Raw genomic sequence first — 16,865 nt, 5'->3', positions numbered from 1 at the left:
GGGCAGGCATAAGGAATTTAACATGAGGCTCATTTGCCCCAATTGCGAAGCGCAGTACGAGGTATCGGATGATGCGATTCCTCCGGGCGGGCGCGATGTTCAGTGTTCGAATTGCCAACTGTCCTGGTTCCAGACCGAAAAACCAACGGTGCCGGGGCGCACGCCACTGAGGCTGAGCAACCAGGAAGAGCCTGAGGCCGACGCACCCACATCGATCGCAGAAGAAGCGCCTGAGCGCGAAGCTGCTGCGGAAACGCCTGAAGAATCCGCGCAAAGCTTTGTTACTGAAGTTGCTTCGGAATTCCCGCCGACCGCACAAACGCCAGAGCCCGCCACCAAAACATCGACCGCGCCGCCGGAGCCAATGCGCCGTCAGCTTGATAATGCTGTCGCAAATATCCTGCGCGAAGAGGCGGCCCTTGGAACAGCCGCAGTTGCCGCAGCCGCAAAGCCTCCCAGCCCCGTCGCCAAGCCGCCCGCAACCGAAACGCCAAAACCGGCGGCACCTGTCGCAGCAGACGAGACCCGCCAGCGTATTGCCATGATGACCGCCGAAGAAGGTGGTACCCGCAGCGGAACAAAAACCAGCGCTGCAGCGGCCGACACAGCGAATGCCGACGAGGCGCACCTGCGGACGGTCCCTTCGATCAACGAGATCAACGCCACTCTGCGCGCCCGTGCACAGGCAAATGATGCGTCAGGGCTGACCGAGGCAGAGAAGATCGAAGCCGTAGAGCGTAAAGGCTTCCGGCGCGGGTTCTTCTGGGTGCTGCTCTTGATGATCCTCGCGATCCTGCCTTACGTCTTTGCGGATCAAATCACCGAGAACCTGCCGCAGACAACCGAATTTATGGCATCATATGTGATGACCGTCGACCAACTGCGCCTGTCACTCAGCGAAATGGTGGAAGGGTTTATGGCAGAGTAATCTGCCTCGCCACGCCTTTTATTCAGATGAATGCCGGTCGCTGGTCTAGAACTGATCCAGCAAACGCCGCAGGTAGTCCCGTTCAATTTCGGGTCTGTCCTGTTCGGCCGAGCGGCGACGGATTTCGCCCAGCAACTCTTCGGCGCGGCGATTGATGTCACCGTTACCCAAAAGCTCCTGATCGGTGCCAAGCTGACCGGTGTTGCCCATTTCACGCCCCAAAGGATCGCGCTGTCCCGGCGCCGGACGGCCATTCGCCTCGCCCTGTTCTGCACCCTGCCCGGGCTCGGCATTCTGGTTTTCGGCCATTGCCTGACCCAGTTCACGCATCCCGTTGCGCAATGCATCCATCGCTTCGGCCTGCTGGTCGATGGCCTCTGCCAAATCACCATCGCGCAGAGCCTCTTCGGCGCCTTCCATCGCACCCTCTGCGCGCTCTAGGGACCGGCGGGCCTGCTCTCCCGCGTCACCACCTAGGTTCGGAAGGCCTTCACGCTGGCGCTGTAATTCTTCGCGCAGCGCACGCTGACGCTCGGCAAGGCTACGCTGGTCACCTTCACCACCGGCACCGCTGCCACTTTGTTCGCCGCTTTCACTATTCTCGCCGACGCCCTGACCTTCCCCTTGCTGGCCGCCCTGGCTGGGCTCCGTGCCCTGATCGCCTTGCTGCCCGGGCTGCGCCCCAGGTTCCTGACCGTCCAGGCCCTGCTGGCCCTGTTGGCCTTGCTGCCCCTGTTGACCCTGATCGCCCGGGTTAAACTGGTCCTGCAGATCGCTGAAACTATCATCCGAGAGTTCCTCCTGCTCGCGCAGCGTATCAGACAGGTCTTGCATAGATTGCTCGCCCGGGCTTGGCGGGCCATCGCCACCCTCACCTTGGGTCACACGCATGTTTTCCATCATCTGGTTGAGCTGTTCCATCAGCTCTTGCGCCTCGGCCATGCGTCCCTCTTGCATCAGTTCTTCGATGCGGTCCATCAGGGCCTGCAACTCATCCATGCCCATTTGCTGGCCCTGCTGGCCACTGTCCGCTTGATCAGTGCCATCAGAAGGCTCTGATTCTTCGGCCAGCATGCGCAGATAATCATTCGTTGCCTCGCGCAACTCCTGCATCAGTTCGGCGATTTCCTCGTCCGAGGCACCATTACGCATTGCCTCGGCCAGCCGTTCTTGCGCACGGCGCAGACGTTCGCGGGCATCGGCCAGACGGCCATCCTCCAACTGGATCGCCAGATCCCACAATGCTTCGACAATCTCTGCCTGGCCTTCGTCAGTCAGACCGGTTTCAGCAAAACCATCCAATCTGCGGATGATGGCCCGCAGGCGCAAATAGGTTGTCTCGTTCGAGAAAAGCCCCTCGGGGCGATGCGATACAGCGCGCAAGATCTGGTTCACGCGGCGCGCATTGGCCTTGGACCACATCAGGTCGCGGCGCTGTTCAATCACGGCACGGGCAAAAGGCTGAAAGAACCGCCGCCCGGGCATGATCATGGGTTCCGGCGGGGTTGTTCCGGTCTGTTCTGCGGCGTCGGTCACCTCAAGCGTGAGGGTGACCGGCAGATTTGCCAAAGGATGCTCGCTCAGGTTATCGACCAGAAATTCGTCAAAGTCCGACCGGTCGCCGGTGAAAGGCATCGGCAAGTCCAAAACCAAAGGATCAATGGGGTCAGGATCAATTGTCAGACCGTGCTGGCGCTCGACCGCCGACAGATCCAGAGTGAAGGTGGCTGTGCCAAACTCGACGCCATAGTCATCCACCGCACTGAACGGCTGTGACAGTTCGCCCATCGCATCCACTTCGATCGGTCCTGTCAGATCCACGACCGGCGGTGCATCTTCAATGGCAATAATTTCCCATGTTGTGTCCCTGCCGCCAAGGATCGAAAGCGTGCCGGACTGGGCAACGGTGAACTGCTGCTGCGCCTCAGCCGCCGAGCCAAGGTCATCAACCCGCCCCGAGACCGTCTCGGCAACCGTCAGCGCGCCAACTTCACCGTAAAGCCGCAGCGTGACCTGACTGCCCACTGCCACCCGCAACGGACCGGCAGGCACATCGTTCAGATAGATTGACGGTTTGCCGGTATAGGCGGGCGCTTCGACCCAACCCTCCCAGACCGGACCGGTCGCCAAACTCTGCTCGCCGCGCGTGACCATATCCCCCACCGTACCGACACGGAGGAATGAGCCGAACAGCAAAGCCGCAACAAAGAACAACAGCGCAATGAACCGCAACCCATACGGATCACGATCCGAGATACGCAAATCGGGCTCTACGGCCCGCGCCTCTTTGGTACGCGCGGCCATGCGTGCCATATGTGCACGCCAGACGGCCTCTGATGCAGCATCACCGCTGCCAATCGCCTGTGTATCCGCGATCGCGGCAATCGGCCTGCCGGGCATGGATGCATCGACACGGCGCAGCGCCTCTGCCGCTGATGGCATGCGGAAACGCCAGATGCCCCAAACCAATGTTGCAACAAACGCGATAACGGCAACAACGGCACCGCCCCAGATCACCTCAAGCGGCAGCACATCCTGCCAGCCCATCATCAAGGGCGCGAGAATCAGAAAGACAGCAGTCCAGAACGGCCAGAACGCACGCACAACCTGTTCGGCCACCATACCCAGCCGGGTGGCGGCAACCGGAAAGCGCAGGTGGCGCATCGGGTCGTTGTGATCTTTCAGCGGGCCTCTCCCTTTCTCGTGACGCGCGGCGGGAGGCTCTGATTCATTCAAGCCATGCCGGAACGTTATCGCGTGCAATCATTTCTTCATAGGTAGGGCGCGGACGGATAACTGCAAATTGATCGCCATCCACAAGAACTTCGGGGATCAACGGACGGGAATTGTACTCGGACGCCATTACCGCACCATAAGCGCCGGCCGAGCGGAAAGCGACCAGATCATCGGCTTTTACGGGGGGCATCTCACGGCCTTTTGCAAAGGTATCACCGCTTTCACAGACCGGCCCCACGATATCATATTTTGCAAGGGGTGTGCCCGCAGGTGCTTCATTTACAGGGATAATGTCGTGCCAAGCATCATACATTGCCGGACGGATCAGGTCGTTCATCGCACCGTCAAGGATCAGGAAATCGCGATCCTCACCGGATTTCACATAAATCACCTTGGACACCATCAAGCCTGCGTTGCCCGAAATCAGACGCCCCGGTTCGATCTCGATCTCACAGCCCAGATGGCCGACGGTGCGCTGAATGAGCGCACCATAATCTGTCGGCAAAGGCGGCGCTTCGTTCGACCGCACATAGGGAATGCCGAGGCCACCACCCAGATCAAGGCGGGTGATCTCATGGCCGTCTGCCCGCAGCTGTTCGGTCAGTTCGGCCACTTTGTTATAGGCGGCCTCGAACGGCGCCAGTTCGGTCAGCTGTGATCCGATATGCACGTCGATCCCGATCACCTTCAGGCCCGGCATTTTGGCGGCCATCGCGTAAACCTCGCGGGCGCGGCTGATCGGGATGCCGAATTTGTTCTCTGACTTGCCTGTCGCGATCTTGGCGTGGGTCTTGGCGTCAACATCCGGGTTCACGCGGATCGTGATCGGGGCCACGGCACCCAGCGACTGCGCCACCTGATCCAGCACCACCATCTCGGGCTCGCTTTCGACGTTGAACTGGCGGATGCCCCCCTCGAGCGCAAGGCGCATTTCATCAGCCGTCTTGCCCACACCGGAAAATACGATGCGATCCCCAGGCACACCCGCGGCTTTCGCGCGCAGGTATTCCCCGCCCGACACCACATCCATGCCAGCACCTGCATTGCCCAAAAGCTTGATGACAGCCTGATTGGAAAGCGATTTCATCGCAAAGCAGACGAGGTGGTCACCCCAGGCCAAGGCCTCATCAAAAAGCTGGAAATGCCGTTTCAGCGTGGCTGTTGAATACACGTAGAACGGCGTACCAACAGCCGCCGCGATTTCCGAAACAGGCACATCTTCTGCATAGAGCGTGCCATCACGATAAAGAAAATGATCCAAGCCCGAGATCCTTGTCCAAAACTAGGCTTCGGACATAGCAGATCACAGGCAAAGACCAACCCTGATTTATGCGCCTTAAACGCGAACCTGCTGTCTGTCGCGGCGGTAAACGATCCGGTCCCGCAGATAGAGATAGAGCGGCAAACCACAGCTCACCCCGATGCAATAGGTGGCGGGGATCGCCAGCAGGCTGAGCCAGTTCTTCGTCTTGATCGCCTCGGCGATGATCCAGACCGTCAGCGCAATCGCGGCAATCGTCAAATCCCAGACAAGGCCGCTGGTTGCCGCATTCACATGCCACGCGTCAACCATCGCCATGATACTCCACCCTTCGGCCTGAAACCACGAGATGAAGTAATACATCGGATGGATCGCACCCCAGATCGCAAGCACCAGAAAGACATTCCGCATTAGAAACCAACCCCTACTGAAAACGTGCCGTTTGATGCGCCCACACTTGCACCCGTGCTCACACCATTGCTGCCCACGCTCAGGCCGACATTGGCTGATGGTGTCATCGGTGGCCCATCGGCACCACAGGCCGCCAATGCAACAACGGTCAAAATCAATGCAATACGCTTCATTTCAAAACCTCTTTCCAATACGCCACCTGGGCGCGGACCTGCGAGGGCGCTGTCCCACCAAAACTGGTGCGCGACGCGACCGAGTTTTCAACCCCAAGCACATCAAAGACATCCGCGCGGATACCCGCGTGCACGCCCTGCATGTCAGCCAGCGTCAGATCAGGCAGATCACAGCCTTTTTCTTCCGCCAGCGCCACGAGCGAGCCAGTCACATGATGCGCCTCACGGAAAGGTAACCCAAGTTCGCGCACCAGCCAATCGGCCAGATCGGTCGCGGTCGAAAATCCGCTCGACGCGGCAGCCTTCAAATTGTCCCGTTGCGCGGTCATATCACCAACCATGCCTGTCATCGCGGCCAGCGCCAGCATCAGGTTATCGGCGGCATCAAAGGTCTGTTCCTTGTCTTCCTGCATGTCCTTGGAATAGGCTAGCGGCAGTCCCTTCATCACCGTCATAAGCGCAACATTTGCACCAAAAATCCGGCCAATCTTGGCGCGGATCAGCTCCGCCGCATCAGGGTTGCGCTTTTGTGGCATGATGGATGATCCGGTGGACCATTTGTCCGACATCTTCACAAAACGGAACTGGGCCGAGGACCAGATCACAAGTTCTTCAGCCAGACGGCTCAGGTGCATCGCACAAATGCTAGAGGCTGCAAGAAACTCCAACGCGAAATCACGGTCTGATACCGCATCAAGCGAATTGGCCATGGGGCGATCAAAGCCCAGCGCCTTTGCCGTCATCTCGCGATCAATCGGGAAGGATGTCCCGGCAAGGGCGGCAGCCCCCAAAGGCGAGGTATTCATTCGCTTGCGCGCATCGGCAAAGCGCGACCGATCCCGCGCGAACATTTCCACATAGGCCAGCATATGATGGCCCCATGTGACAGGCTGGGCTGTCTGCAGATGGGTGAAGCCGGGCATGACCCAATCGGCCCCCGCCTCTGCCTGCCCCAAGAGCGCTGCTTGCAATGCGGCTAAAGCCTCATCCACCTGATCGCATTGATCACGGACCCAGAGGCGGAAATCGACGGCCACCTGATCATTGCGCGACCGCGCTGTGTGCAAACGTCCTGCGGCCTCGCCAATGGTATCGCGCAAACGTGCCTCGACATTCATGTGAATGTCTTCCAATGCGGCTGAAAACGGAAAATCACCCGTTTCAATCTCTGACAAAACGGTGAGCAGGCCTTCCCGTATCGCCTCGGCATCGGTATCTGTAATGATGCCTGTGGCGGCCAACATGGCGGCATGGGCGCGTGAACCTGCGATGTCTTGCGGCGCAAGTCGGCGGTCATACCCGATTGAGGCATTGATCGCCTCCATAATCGCGTCTGGTCCGGCGGCGAAACGTCCGCCCCACATTGTGTTTGCAGATTTGGTCATAAAGGAAGTCGCCCGTGCGCAAGTTGATATCAGCCCTGCTTTATACGGCCCTTATGGGTCTTGCAAACACTGGCCACGCCGATGTGGCCACGGCAGAGGCCTTGCGGGAAGGCGATATGCGCAAACTCAACTTTCACAGCACCCCTGTTGCAGCGTCAGATGTGCCGTTTACGGGCGCCAATGGCAGTGAAATGACACTGGCAGATTTCGGCGGCAAATACGTGGTCCTCAACTTCTGGGCCACATGGTGCGCGCCGTGCCGCGTAGAGATGCCCCATCTGTCGGCGCTGCAAACCGCGATGGGCGGTGACCAGATGGAAGTCGTCACCATCGCCACAGGCCGCAATCCGCTGCCTGTCATGCAGCGGTTCTTTGAGGAGATAGAAGTCGACAATCTGCCACTTCATACCGATCCGCGCCAAAGCCTTGCCCGCGGGATGGGCGTTCTGGGGTTGCCCGTCACCGTAATCCTTGATCCTGACGGCTATGAAGTCGCACGGATGCAAGGAGAAGCGGACTGGTCCAGCGAAAACGCAATGGCGATCATGCAGGCCTTGATCGGGCCGGAGAGCTGAACAGAGCTACATCCATCCGGTCGCGCTAGGCCCGTCCGGCTGTCGCGGACAGCAAAAGCGGGTCAATCCCCAAGAGCTTGAGTGCGGCGGACCATTTGCCCGCATTGTCCGCGCCGAACAGGATTTCGTCGTTAGGCGCACAAGTCAGCCAGCCATTCTGGCGGATTTCGTATTCCAACTGCCCCGGTCCCCAACCGGCATAGCCCAGCGCCATCATCGCGACATCGGGGCCCTCACCTTTTGCCAGATCCTCCAGCACCTCAAGGGTCGCTGTCATGCGGTAATTTTCGTCCACATCCAGCGTGCCGTCTTCCGATGCGTAATCGCTGGAATGCAGTACGAACCCGCGCTGATAATCCACAGGCCCGCCATAATGCACCCGCAAATCTCGCGCATTGGGGGACACAGGAATTTCCATCTGCTCAAGGAGTTTGGAGAAACGGATGCCTTTCTCGGGCTTGTTGACGATCAACCCCATGCCGCCCTCGTCGGAATGGGCGCACATATAGACCACAGTCTTTGCAAAGCGCGGGTCCGACATATCGGGCATCGCGATCAAAAGCTTTCCGACAAGTGACGAATCTCGGTGGGTCATGGCCTTAAGATGTGAAACGATACCCTGTGACGCAAGCGCCATCATTGCAAAGCCTGATGCAATCGTGACTTCCCATTGCAGCCGTGATGCATAAATAGGAATGTATGTGCAAAAACCTGCTTACTGCCGTCGTCCTTGCCACCTTGCCGGCCCTCGCGGTCGCCGAGGACTACAGCGATATGGCCAGCATCGAGATCCTGCCGGGCTGGCGTACGGCCTCGGGCGATCATGTTGCAGGTATCAAGATCACGCTTGAACCCGGATGGATCACCTATTGGCGCGCGCCCGGCGAGGCCGGCATTCCACCGTATTTCCGCTTTACCAGCCACAGTACAATCAACAGCATCACACAGCATTGGCCGGTTCCAGAGGTCTTTGATGACGCGGGGCTTTTGTCGATCGGATATCATGACAGTGTGATCTTTCCTCTGACCATCTCCGCCCCACAGGCGGCAGGTGAAATGGCCGTGTCCGGCGAACTGACGATTGGTGTCTGCGAGGAAATCTGCATCCCCGTTACTTTCACATTCGACACGCTCTTGCCTGAAGTCGGCGCCCGTGACGAAAGCATCGTCGCCGCCATGGCCGACGCCCCCCTCAATGCCGAGGCGGCAAATGTCGGGTCTGTGACCTGCACGATTGACCCAATTCCGGACGGTCTGCGCATGACGTCAAAGATCAATGTGGCCCAAGTCAGCGGGTCAGAGTTTGTCGTGGTCGAACCAAGCGATCCGCAAATCTGGGTCTCTCAGGCAGAGGTCAGCCGCACGGGGGATACGCTGAGCGCGACCGTCGAAATGGTTCACCCCAGCGGCCAGCCCTTTGCGTTTGACCGTTCTGCTGTGCGGATCACCATCTTGGGCGACAATGGGCAGGCTATTGATCTGCGTGGCTGCACCGGCGGTTAACGCCGCGCGCTGCGCCATCCCTGACCGAACACTGCGGCGACATAGATCGTCAAGAACAGCACCATCAAACCCACGACATAGAGGCCCATTGCAGCCCCGACACCGCCGTTCAAGATCGGCAGGATTACCGCCATCGCAGGTAAAGGCGCCCCTGTGAGCAGGACGGGTGCCACGATCAACGCAAACAGCCCCACCGCCAAAACGGCCCCCAGACCCGCGGGGACAAGCATTGCCGCCTTCCGCCCGCGCAGGGCGCGTTTCGCAGATTGTATCTGCCGCTGCACATCGGCCTGCATCGCCATCACCGACGGCACAACCAACAGCACAAGCACCATGCCAAAGGCCAAGCCGAAAACGAGCGTCACGACGGTTGGTTTCAGGAACTCGGCCTGATTGGACCCTTCATAAAGAAGCGGGGCGAGACCCAGTACTGTCGTCAAAGTCGTCAACATAACAGGGCGCAAACGGTCCACTGTGCCGTCAATAATTGCCGGCACCAGCCCGCGATCCTGCGCATACTCGTCCACCGTCGTGACCAGAACGATACTGTCGTTGATGATGATCCCCACCATCCCGATCAGGCCCACAACAGTAAACATGCTCATCGGGATATCCCAAACGTGGTGGCCGAAAATCGTCCCCACCAGCGCAAACGGAATGATCGACATCACGACAACAGGCCGCGTCCAACTGCTGAAAATCCACGACAGTGTCAGGTAGATCCCCAGCAAGACCAGAATGAGGCCCGTCCTTGCATCGCTCAGGAAACGGTCTTCCTGCTCGCTCTGCCCCGAAAGCTGTGTCTCGATCCCGAAATCACTCTCGATTCGAGGCAGGATATCCTCGTCGATGATCTGCTGGATTTCGGTCGCCCGCGCCGCGTCCTCGCCATCCAGATCTCCGATTACCGAGATCAACTGGATGCCGTTTTCACGGCGCACAGTGGAAAACCCGGTCCGGCTCTGCACTGTCACAACATCCGCCAGCGGCAGATAGAAGCCCTCCGCAGTCCTGATCTGTGTCCGGTCAAGGAAGTCTGATGATAACTCATTGGGCGGCAATTCCACGCGGATCGTCGCAGACCGCGCCCCGTCAGGAAAACTCGCAGCCTCAATCCCGCCCAGACGGTTGCGCAGCACACGTCCCAGACCATCAATGCTGAGGCCCAGCGCCTCACCCTGCGGGGTCAATTCAAGGATCAGTTCTTCCTTGTCATAGGCCAGTGTATCTTCAAGACCCGAGATTTCGGGAAACCGCGCCAGTTCGGTTTTCAAGGCCTCGGCCGCGGCCTTGAGCGTGTCACTGTCCGCCCCGAACATCTGCACATCCAGACTATCCCCGCCAGGGCCAGAGCCCCACCGGCGGAAGCTGACGGTTTCGGCCATCGGGTGCTGCACGATGGCGTCTTGCAGGGCACTCACAAAGGCAAAGCTGGTATAGGGGCGGCTGTCGGCGTCAATGAGTTCAATGGTGATCGCGCCTAACTGGTCCGCGTCCTTGGTATCCGATCCGGCAATCGCACGGCCCGAATTTCCGCCAATCTCGGCCACCACATAGCTCAGCGGGTTCACGCCATATTCGGCCTCGTATTGCGCACCCAGCGCCTCTGTTGCGCGCTGCATTTCGCGCATCATCTCGAGCGTGTCGTCACGCGTGGCCCCCGGCAACATAGCGAAATTTCCGGTCACCTGGCTTTGCTCTGGCGAGTTGAAGAAACGCCAGCTCACTTCGCCTTTGATGAAAAGCGCAATCTGGCTGGCCAGCAGGACCAGTGCCATCGCAAAGACCGGATAGCGCGCCTTGATTACCAATCCCATGAAAGGCCGGAACAGTGTTTCCTTGAACCAGTCAAAGCCGCGGTTCACCGTGCGTGACGGCCAGTCATACCAATGATCCTTGGCCGAATGCGCAATGGCATGGGACAGGTGGTTCGGCAGGATCAGGAAACATTCCACCAGACTGGCCGCAAGCACAACGATCACCGTGAACGGAATATCCGAGATCAGATCGCCGAAACGCCCGCCGATAATGACCAGCCCGAAGAACGCGATGATCGTCGTCAGCGTTGCCGAAAACACCGGACTGAACATCCGCTTCGCCGCCCGCTCTGCGGCAACTGTGGGGTCCTCGCCCAGATGCCTGACGCGGTAATCGGCATGTTCGCCCACCACAATCGCATCATCCACAACGATCCCGAGCGTGATGATCAGCGCAAAAAGCGAGATCATATTGATGGTGATCCCGACCGCATACATCAGGGCAATCGCGGCCAGCATCGCCACCGGAATGCCGAAAGCGACCCAGAACGCCGTCCGCGCATTCAGGAACAGGAACAACAGTGCAACGACAAGCATGAGCCCCGTCAGACCATTATCAAGCAGGATATCCAAACGGGCCTGGATCAACTCGGCCCGCCCGTTCGTCAGCGAAATCGACACACCTGCGGGCAAAGACGCGGTCAGCTCTTGTGCCACCTCTTCCACTGTTGCCTGCATGCCGATTGCATCACCTGTAGCCGACCGTGCGACACGTACCTTAATCGCCGGATCGTCGCCTACGAAATAGGCGCGTTCACGGTCAGCGCCTTCAACCCGCACCGTCGCCACATCCGCAATCGTCAACTGCGATCCGTCGGGGTTGGAACGCAGGACAATCGCGCCGATTTCTTCGGCGCTGCGTTTGGCCACACCGGTGCGCACCCGCGCATTGGCCGAGACCTCGCCCGCGGGATCAGCGGCAGCTTCTTCGGCGATGCGCGCAGAGATATCGGCAAGGCCGATGTCATACTGCACCAATGAAATCGACGGCACCTCGACAATCGTCGAAGGTGCCGCAACACCTTGCACGGTCACGCTCGTGACACCCTGCGCGAAAAGCCGCGTTGAGAATTCATCCGCAAAGCGGCCCAACTGATCCACGCCCACAGGGCCAGTGATGATCACATCGGTGACACGATCCGACCAGCCGCCACGCCGCACGTTGGGCTCTTCTGCATCCTCGGGCAAGCTGTTGACGCCATCCACGGCCAGTTGCACATCTTCGGTGCCTCGTTCGATATCATAGCCGGGCTCGAATTCGATGCGGATCGAGGCACTTCCCTCACGGGATGTTGAAGACGACGAGGTGACGCCTTCAACCCCGAGTAAAACGGGCTCCAACACCTGCACGATGGCGGCGTCCACATCTTCGGCGCCAGCCCCCTGCCATGCGACAGAGACGGTCAGATCATCGACCACAACATCAGGGAAAAACTGCGCCCGCATATTGGGAAACGCGAGCAGGCCCGCCGTTAGCATCAGCACCAAAAGCAGGTTCGCGGCGGTGCGGTGGCGCGTGAAATAGGACAGGATGCCGCCCGCGCCTGCGTTCAGCCTTTCGCCACCCGTGACCATCAGCTGCCCATCCGTGCTTCAAGCCGTGTCACGGTTTCGGACGATACTTCATCCGCCTCAAGCTGGCTGATAATCCGCGCCTTCACGTCCTCCGGCATTCTGCCTTCGGTGACGAATGCGATCAGTTTCGCGCGGCGGTCCTCATCCAGTGTGATCATCTCCGGCGCTGCGGCCTGTTCAACGCCGCCCGGCATGATCGGGCGCACCTTGATACCGGCACCCAGCAAAGGTGAGCGTTCAGCAACAATCACCGCCCCTACGTTGTCACCCACATCAATAATCACATCATCGCCCTGACGACGCAGCAGGGAAACTTGTGCGACGCGCAAACGCTCTTCTTCACCCACAACCAGTACGGTCTGGTCCGGCGCGACAGCCGTCGCTGGCACCAGTGCCACATTGTTCAACGCTGGTTCATCGATCCGCACAGTCACGAAATCACCGGGGCGAAATCCGGCAGAGGCGTCCAGTTCTGCAAAGAGCAAGCGCCCTGTCTGGCCTGCGCCAACGGCAGCACCTTCACGCATGATCCGGCCCGTCGCGCGCAGGTTCACGCCGGACACGTCCAGCGTCACGGCCAAAGGTGCTTTGATAAGCACACCGTTTTCGTCCAAAAGCCGCGCGTATTGCGAGGTCGAGACACGGAAGGACACCTCTAGCCGGGTCGGATCAATCAGTTGCGCAAAGCGTTCGTTGGCGGTGACACGCCCGCCGGGGGTGATTGTCACTTCCGTCAAAGTGCCGTCAAAAGCGGCCACAACTTCCGTATCGACGACCGCCCGCTGCGCCTCGGCGAGGTTGATCTGCTGGCGCGCCAACCGTGTCGTCGCCTGATCAATCCGTGCCTGCGCCGCGGCCACTGCCTGCCTGCGCGTCAACACTGATGCCTGCGCCGCAGACGCCGCCAGTTCCGCTGTTTCCACCGCTGCGGCCGTGCCCACTCCGCGCGTCGCCAGATCGCGCGCACGCGCAAGTGCCTGATCGCGCAGGGCTTCCTGGGCGCGCGCGGCACTCAACTCATCCTCGGCCAGAACCAGGGCACGTTCCGCGTCGCGCAGTTCTGCCTGCGCATCCTGCAAATCGGCACGCACGCGGGCCAGTGCCGCCTCCGCCTCGACCGGATCAATGCGCAGCAACAGATCGCCTTGCCGGACCGTGCCGCCTTCGACCAAAGCATCGCTGGCGGACAAGACGGTGCCGCCAATCGCACTGCGTAAATCCAGCGTGCGCTGGCTGCGTAATTCGCCAAACACCGTCAGTTCGGGAACAATGGTCTGCGGTTCCAGCGTCAACACATTCACCGCCAAGATGCGTTCACGCTGCGGGAAACTCCGCGGCTCTTCGTTCATGCGCGCAACAACTGCCCCGCGCACCAACTCACCCGCCCACGCGAGGAGCGCCAGCGTCACCGCCAGCAAGAACACACCTGTCAGGCTTCGGCGTAGAAACCGCATATTAGATATCCTCAATCTACCCTAGGAAGGTAGCTGGAAAAGCATCCCTTTCCAGTGAAACGCACAAAGCCGTTACTTCCGTCGCAGATGTTCATCCAGACGCGGCATGATTTCAACAAAATTGCAGGGGCGGTGCCGGTAGTCGAGCTGCTTGAGCAGGATTTCATCCCAGGCGTCCTTGCACGCACCCGGTGATCCGGGCAGCGCAAAGAGATACGTGCCCTGGGCCACACCTGCCGTGGCACGGCTTTGCACCGCACTCGTTCCGATTTTTTGCATGCTAACAATCGTGAAAATAGTGCCGAAGGCATCAATCTCTTTTTCATAGACGTCGCGGTGCGCTTCTACCGTGACATCCCGCCCCGTCAGGCCCGTCCCGCCGGTGGAGATGATGACATCCACCGCCTCGTCTGCGCACCAATCGCGCAACTGTTGCGCAATCTGATCACGTTCATCCGCCACAATTTTCCGATCCGCCAGCACATGCCCCGCCTCGGCAATCCGGTCCACCAAGGTCTGACCGGATTTATCGTCCGCCATCTGGCGCGTATCACTCACGGTCAGCACCGCAATACGGACCGGCACAAAATCCTTGCTCTCATCAATTCGGCTCATGGCTTCTCACTTCTTTGGAATTACCCGCGCAAACGCGCCTTCAGGGATAAAAGATCGGCCCAAGCTTCGCGTTTCGCAATTGGATTGCGCAACAAATAGGCCGGGTGGAACATCGGCAGGCAGGGTTTGCCCAATACGTCCACCCACTCTCCGCGCATGCGGGTGATGCCCGTGCGCCCCAGAAGCGCCTGACAGGGGGTGTTGCCCATCAAAACAACGATTTCCGGATCAGCAAGCGCGATATGGCGTTCCAGAAACGGCAGCATCATCGCGATTTCACTGGCATCAGGCGTGCGGTTCGAGGGCGGGCGCCATGGCAGCACGTTAGTGATATAGACTGCTTGGGCCGCATTGTCGGCAGCGCGGCCCATCTGGATCGCCTCAAGCATCCGGTCCAAAAGCTGGCCCGCGCGGCCCACGAATGGCCGCCCTGCGCGGTCCTCTTCACGGCCTGGTGCTTCACCCACGATCATCACACGGGCGGCAGGGTTGCCATCGCTGAACACAAAACTGCGCGCGCCCTTTTTCAGCTCGCAATGATCAAACGCCTGCATCGCGCCGCTGAGCGCATCAAGATCAGCCGCCGTTTGCGCTGCAGTGCGCGCAAGCGCCGCCGCATCCACGTCTGGCGCTTTCACGACCTCGGGCGCGACGACAGGCTTCTCAGGCGTTGCCGCGTTCGGCGCAGGCTTCACCGTCTCGAGCGCATAGCGGTCAACGGGCGTGTCCAGAATGGCATCTGTCACACCCAATTCCACCTGCCATTCAAGCAACGCGCGGTCGGTCCAATATGTGTTCTGCGAATCCATCAGCCACAGGATATGCCGGATTGCGCGGCTTGCGTAGTGCTTGCGGCATTGATGCGCACGGCAGGGGTGCCTATAAGACGGGGAACCACTGCTAAGAGGGCCTCATGACATTTCGCGCCAAGCATCTTTTGGGCATCGAACCTCTGCATCCCACCGAAATCACCACTTTGCTGGATTTGGCCGATAGCTATGCCGAGCATAACCGGCGCGGTATCGCGCACCGCGACGTGCTCGCGGGGCTGACACAGATCAACATGTTCTTCGAAAACTCGACCCGGACGCAGGCGAGTTTTGAACTGGCCGGCAAGCGGCTGGGTGCCGACGTGATGAACATGGGCATGCAGGCGTCTTCGGTCAAAAAAGGCGAGACCCTGATTGATACGGCCCTGACGCTGAACGCCATGCGCCCCGATCTTCTGGTTGTGCGGCACCCGCATTCCGGCGCGGTCGATCTCTTGGCGCAAAAGGTCAATTGCGCGGTTCTCAACGCGGGCGACGGCAAGCACGAACACCCCACGCAGGCGCTGCTTGATGCGCTGACCATCCGGCGCGCCAAGGGGCGGCTCCACCGCCTGTCCATCGCGATTTGCGGTGATATCGCCCATAGCCGCGTGGCGCGCTCGAACATTATGCTCTTGGGCAAGATGGAAAACCGCATCCGCCTCATCGCACCGCCCACGCTGATGCCGTCGGGTGTTGCGGATTTCGGGGTCGAGGTGTTCGAGAATATGGAAGAGGGCCTCAAAGACGTCGATGTCGTCATGATGCTCCGGCTGCAAAAGGAACGCATGGATGGCGGATTTATCCCGTCAGAGCGCGAGTATTTCCACCGCTACGGGCTGGACGCGGCCAAGCTGGCGCACGCCAAACCCGACGCTATCGTGATGCACCCCGGCCCGATGAACCGCGGCGTGGAGATTGACGGGAACATCGCAGACGACATCAACCGCTCAGTTATTCAGGAACAGGTCGAAATGGGCGTCGCTGTGCGCATGGCCGCGATGGACCTTTTGGCGCAGAACCTGCGCGCGGCCCGTGGCCCGCAAGAGGTCATGGTATGAGCGAGACCTTTCAAGTCAGCGCGACCGAGCACGGTGTCATCCGCGTCTTCATGGTCAACCTGAGCCCAGAAGAGGCCGCCCGCTTTGCCGAAAACCCTGACGGGGCCACCCCCGCGCCGGTCAACCGCGCCTTGGGTGTGGACGAACTTGACCATGCCTTCGTCGAACTCTTTGCGCTGAATAGCCTCGACGGTGTCGGGCTCGCCGGATATCTGGTTGAGGGGTTGGGCGTGGCCGAGGCCGATGTCGCCCCTTACCGGTCACGGCTGAACGGCATGTCGGGCCATGTGTTGATCGTGCTGTCAAAGGCCTTTGGCGGGCGCGCGGCGACAATTACGCCTGTGGCACCGCTCAAATGGATCGGGACCTATACAGAAGAAGGCGCATCGGTAAAATTCGCGCCTCTCCCGTCCAAAGGGGCCGAGGGCAACGTTGTCAGCGCGCCCACCAAAGCACCGAAATCCGACGCCCGCGTCGGCGGTATGATCGCAATGTATGCGCTGATCGCGATGTTCGCCCTGGTGGGCCTGATGATCTGGGTGGCAGGATAGAAATGACAGAG

Annotated in this window: 15 protein-coding genes; 5 read left to right on the top strand and 10 right to left on the bottom strand. The window is 59.8% G+C overall.

The features are described 5' to 3' along the window. Positions 1-22 precede the first annotated feature (22 nt). Entirely contained in the window at positions 23-928 is a 906-nt protein-coding gene (locus tag C7964_RS10550) for a zinc-ribbon domain-containing protein (RefSeq protein ID WP_110279639.1), read from the top strand. A 45-nt stretch (positions 929-973) separates the two neighbouring features. Here the strand turns inward: C7964_RS10550 and C7964_RS10545 are convergent, their stop codons facing one another. From C7964_RS10545 to argH, 5 genes are all read right to left on the bottom strand, one after another. Continuing rightward, positions 974-3,592: a TIGR02302 family protein gene (locus C7964_RS10545; protein ID WP_110279638.1), complete on the bottom strand. Its 2,619-nt coding sequence runs from the start codon at positions 3,590-3,592 to the stop codon at positions 974-976. A gap of 64 nt (positions 3,593-3,656) precedes the next feature. Then, on the bottom strand, positions 3,657-4,925 hold the full coding sequence (lysA, locus tag C7964_RS10540; protein ID WP_110279637.1) for a diaminopimelate decarboxylase: 1,269 nt from the start codon (positions 4,923-4,925) through the stop codon (positions 3,657-3,659). Between the two features lie 75 nt (positions 4,926-5,000). After that, positions 5,001-5,336: a DUF2834 domain-containing protein gene (locus tag C7964_RS10535; RefSeq protein ID WP_110279636.1), complete on the bottom strand. Its 336-nt coding sequence runs from the start codon at positions 5,334-5,336 to the stop codon at positions 5,001-5,003. Further along, a complete protein-coding gene (locus tag C7964_RS19965) occupies positions 5,336-5,509 on the bottom strand; it encodes a hypothetical protein (protein ID WP_181417155.1) in 174 nt (57 codons plus the stop codon). The genes C7964_RS10535 and C7964_RS19965 overlap by 1 nt, the downstream gene beginning before the upstream one ends. After that, positions 5,506-6,894 carry an argininosuccinate lyase gene (gene argH / locus C7964_RS10530; RefSeq protein WP_110279635.1) on the bottom strand — a complete coding sequence of 463 codons (1,389 nt, stop codon included), beginning with the start codon at positions 6,892-6,894 and terminating at the stop codon, positions 5,506-5,508. Before argH ends, C7964_RS19965 begins: the two co-directional genes overlap by 4 nt. Positions 6,895-6,908: 14 nt before the next feature. On the opposite strand from argH, the gene C7964_RS10525 reads away from it, so the two are divergent. Continuing rightward, on the top strand, positions 6,909-7,469 hold the full coding sequence (locus tag C7964_RS10525; protein WP_110279634.1) for a TlpA family protein disulfide reductase: 561 nt from the start codon (positions 6,909-6,911) through the stop codon (positions 7,467-7,469). A 25-nt stretch (positions 7,470-7,494) separates the two neighbouring features. Here the strand turns inward: C7964_RS10525 and C7964_RS10520 are convergent, their stop codons facing one another. Then, positions 7,495-8,064: a YqgE/AlgH family protein gene (locus C7964_RS10520; protein WP_110280229.1), complete on the bottom strand. Its 570-nt coding sequence runs from the start codon at positions 8,062-8,064 to the stop codon at positions 7,495-7,497. Positions 8,065-8,168: 104 nt separating this feature from the next. Between C7964_RS10520 and C7964_RS10515 the strand changes: the two genes are divergently transcribed. Further along, positions 8,169-8,972 carry a protein-disulfide reductase DsbD domain-containing protein gene (locus tag C7964_RS10515; protein ID WP_110279633.1) on the top strand — a complete coding sequence of 268 codons (804 nt, stop codon included), beginning with the start codon at positions 8,169-8,171 and terminating at the stop codon, positions 8,970-8,972. On the opposite strand, the gene C7964_RS10510 is transcribed toward C7964_RS10515, so the two are convergent. The 4 genes from C7964_RS10510 to C7964_RS10495 all read right to left on the bottom strand — a co-directional run bounded on the left by C7964_RS10510 (position 8,969) and on the right by C7964_RS10495 (position 15,242). Beyond that, positions 8,969-12,364, bottom strand: a complete 3,396-nt coding sequence (locus C7964_RS10510; protein WP_110279632.1) for an efflux RND transporter permease subunit — start codon at positions 12,362-12,364, stop codon at positions 8,969-8,971. The genes C7964_RS10515 and C7964_RS10510 overlap by 4 nt on opposite strands. Further along, positions 12,364-13,818: an efflux RND transporter periplasmic adaptor subunit gene (locus tag C7964_RS10505; RefSeq protein ID WP_110279631.1), complete on the bottom strand. Its 1,455-nt coding sequence runs from the start codon at positions 13,816-13,818 to the stop codon at positions 12,364-12,366. The genes C7964_RS10510 and C7964_RS10505 overlap by 1 nt, the downstream gene beginning before the upstream one ends. Before the next feature lie 72 nt (positions 13,819-13,890). After that, entirely contained in the window at positions 13,891-14,433 is a 543-nt protein-coding gene (moaB, locus tag C7964_RS10500) for a molybdenum cofactor biosynthesis protein B (RefSeq protein ID WP_110279630.1), read from the bottom strand. 20 nt (positions 14,434-14,453) lie between these two features. Further along, positions 14,454-15,242: a uracil-DNA glycosylase gene (locus tag C7964_RS10495; RefSeq protein ID WP_110279629.1), complete on the bottom strand. Its 789-nt coding sequence runs from the start codon at positions 15,240-15,242 to the stop codon at positions 14,454-14,456. Positions 15,243-15,346: 104 nt separating this feature from the next. Here C7964_RS10495 and C7964_RS10490 point away from each other — a divergent pair, with 104 nt between their 5' ends. Continuing rightward, positions 15,347-16,303, top strand: a complete 957-nt coding sequence (locus C7964_RS10490; protein WP_055293629.1) for an aspartate carbamoyltransferase catalytic subunit — start codon at positions 15,347-15,349, stop codon at positions 16,301-16,303. After that, positions 16,300-16,854, top strand: coding sequence for a hypothetical protein (locus C7964_RS10485; protein WP_110279628.1), 555 nt, complete (start codon positions 16,300-16,302; stop codon positions 16,852-16,854). Before C7964_RS10490 ends, C7964_RS10485 begins: the two co-directional genes overlap by 4 nt. Positions 16,855-16,865: the final 11 nt, after the last annotated feature.

Source organism: Loktanella sp. PT4BL, assembly GCF_003201935.1.
In the GTDB taxonomy this organism is placed as follows: Bacteria; Pseudomonadota; Alphaproteobacteria; order Rhodobacterales; family Rhodobacteraceae; genus Yoonia.
Note: the sequence above shows the minus strand (reverse complement) of the source record. Positions and strands in the feature narration are given on the sequence as shown.

Bases quoted from the DNA above. Each gene is read 5' to 3' on its own strand.
- C7964_RS10510 (WP_110279632.1), bottom strand. From the start codon at position 12,364: ATGGTCACGGGTGGCGAAAGGCTGAACGCAGGCGCGGGCGGCATCCTG.
- C7964_RS10545 (WP_110279638.1), bottom strand. From the start codon at position 3,592: ATGCGCCACCTGCGCTTTCCGGTTGCCGCCACCCGGCTGGGTATGGTG.
- C7964_RS10550 (WP_110279639.1), top strand. From the start codon at position 23: ATGAGGCTCATTTGCCCCAATTGCGAAGCGCAGTACGAGGTATCGGAT.
- argH (WP_110279635.1), bottom strand. From the start codon at position 6,894: ATGACCAAATCTGCAAACACAATGTGGGGCGGACGTTTCGCCGCCGGA.
- C7964_RS10505 (WP_110279631.1), bottom strand. From the start codon at position 13,818: ATGCGGTTTCTACGCCGAAGCCTGACAGGTGTGTTCTTGCTGGCGGTG.
- C7964_RS10485 (WP_110279628.1), top strand. From the start codon at position 16,300: ATGAGCGAGACCTTTCAAGTCAGCGCGACCGAGCACGGTGTCATCCGC.
- C7964_RS10520 (WP_110280229.1), bottom strand. From the start codon at position 8,064: ATGACCCACCGAGATTCGTCACTTGTCGGAAAGCTTTTGATCGCGATG.
- moaB (WP_110279630.1), bottom strand. From the start codon at position 14,433: ATGAGCCGAATTGATGAGAGCAAGGATTTTGTGCCGGTCCGTATTGCG.
- C7964_RS19965 (WP_181417155.1), bottom strand. From the start codon at position 5,509: ATGAAGCGTATTGCATTGATTTTGACCGTTGTTGCATTGGCGGCCTGT.
- C7964_RS10535 (WP_110279636.1), bottom strand. From the start codon at position 5,336: ATGCGGAATGTCTTTCTGGTGCTTGCGATCTGGGGTGCGATCCATCCG.
- C7964_RS10515 (WP_110279633.1), top strand. From the start codon at position 8,169: ATGTGCAAAAACCTGCTTACTGCCGTCGTCCTTGCCACCTTGCCGGCC.
- C7964_RS10495 (WP_110279629.1), bottom strand. From the start codon at position 15,242: ATGGATTCGCAGAACACATATTGGACCGACCGCGCGTTGCTTGAATGG.
- C7964_RS10490 (WP_055293629.1), top strand. From the start codon at position 15,347: ATGACATTTCGCGCCAAGCATCTTTTGGGCATCGAACCTCTGCATCCC.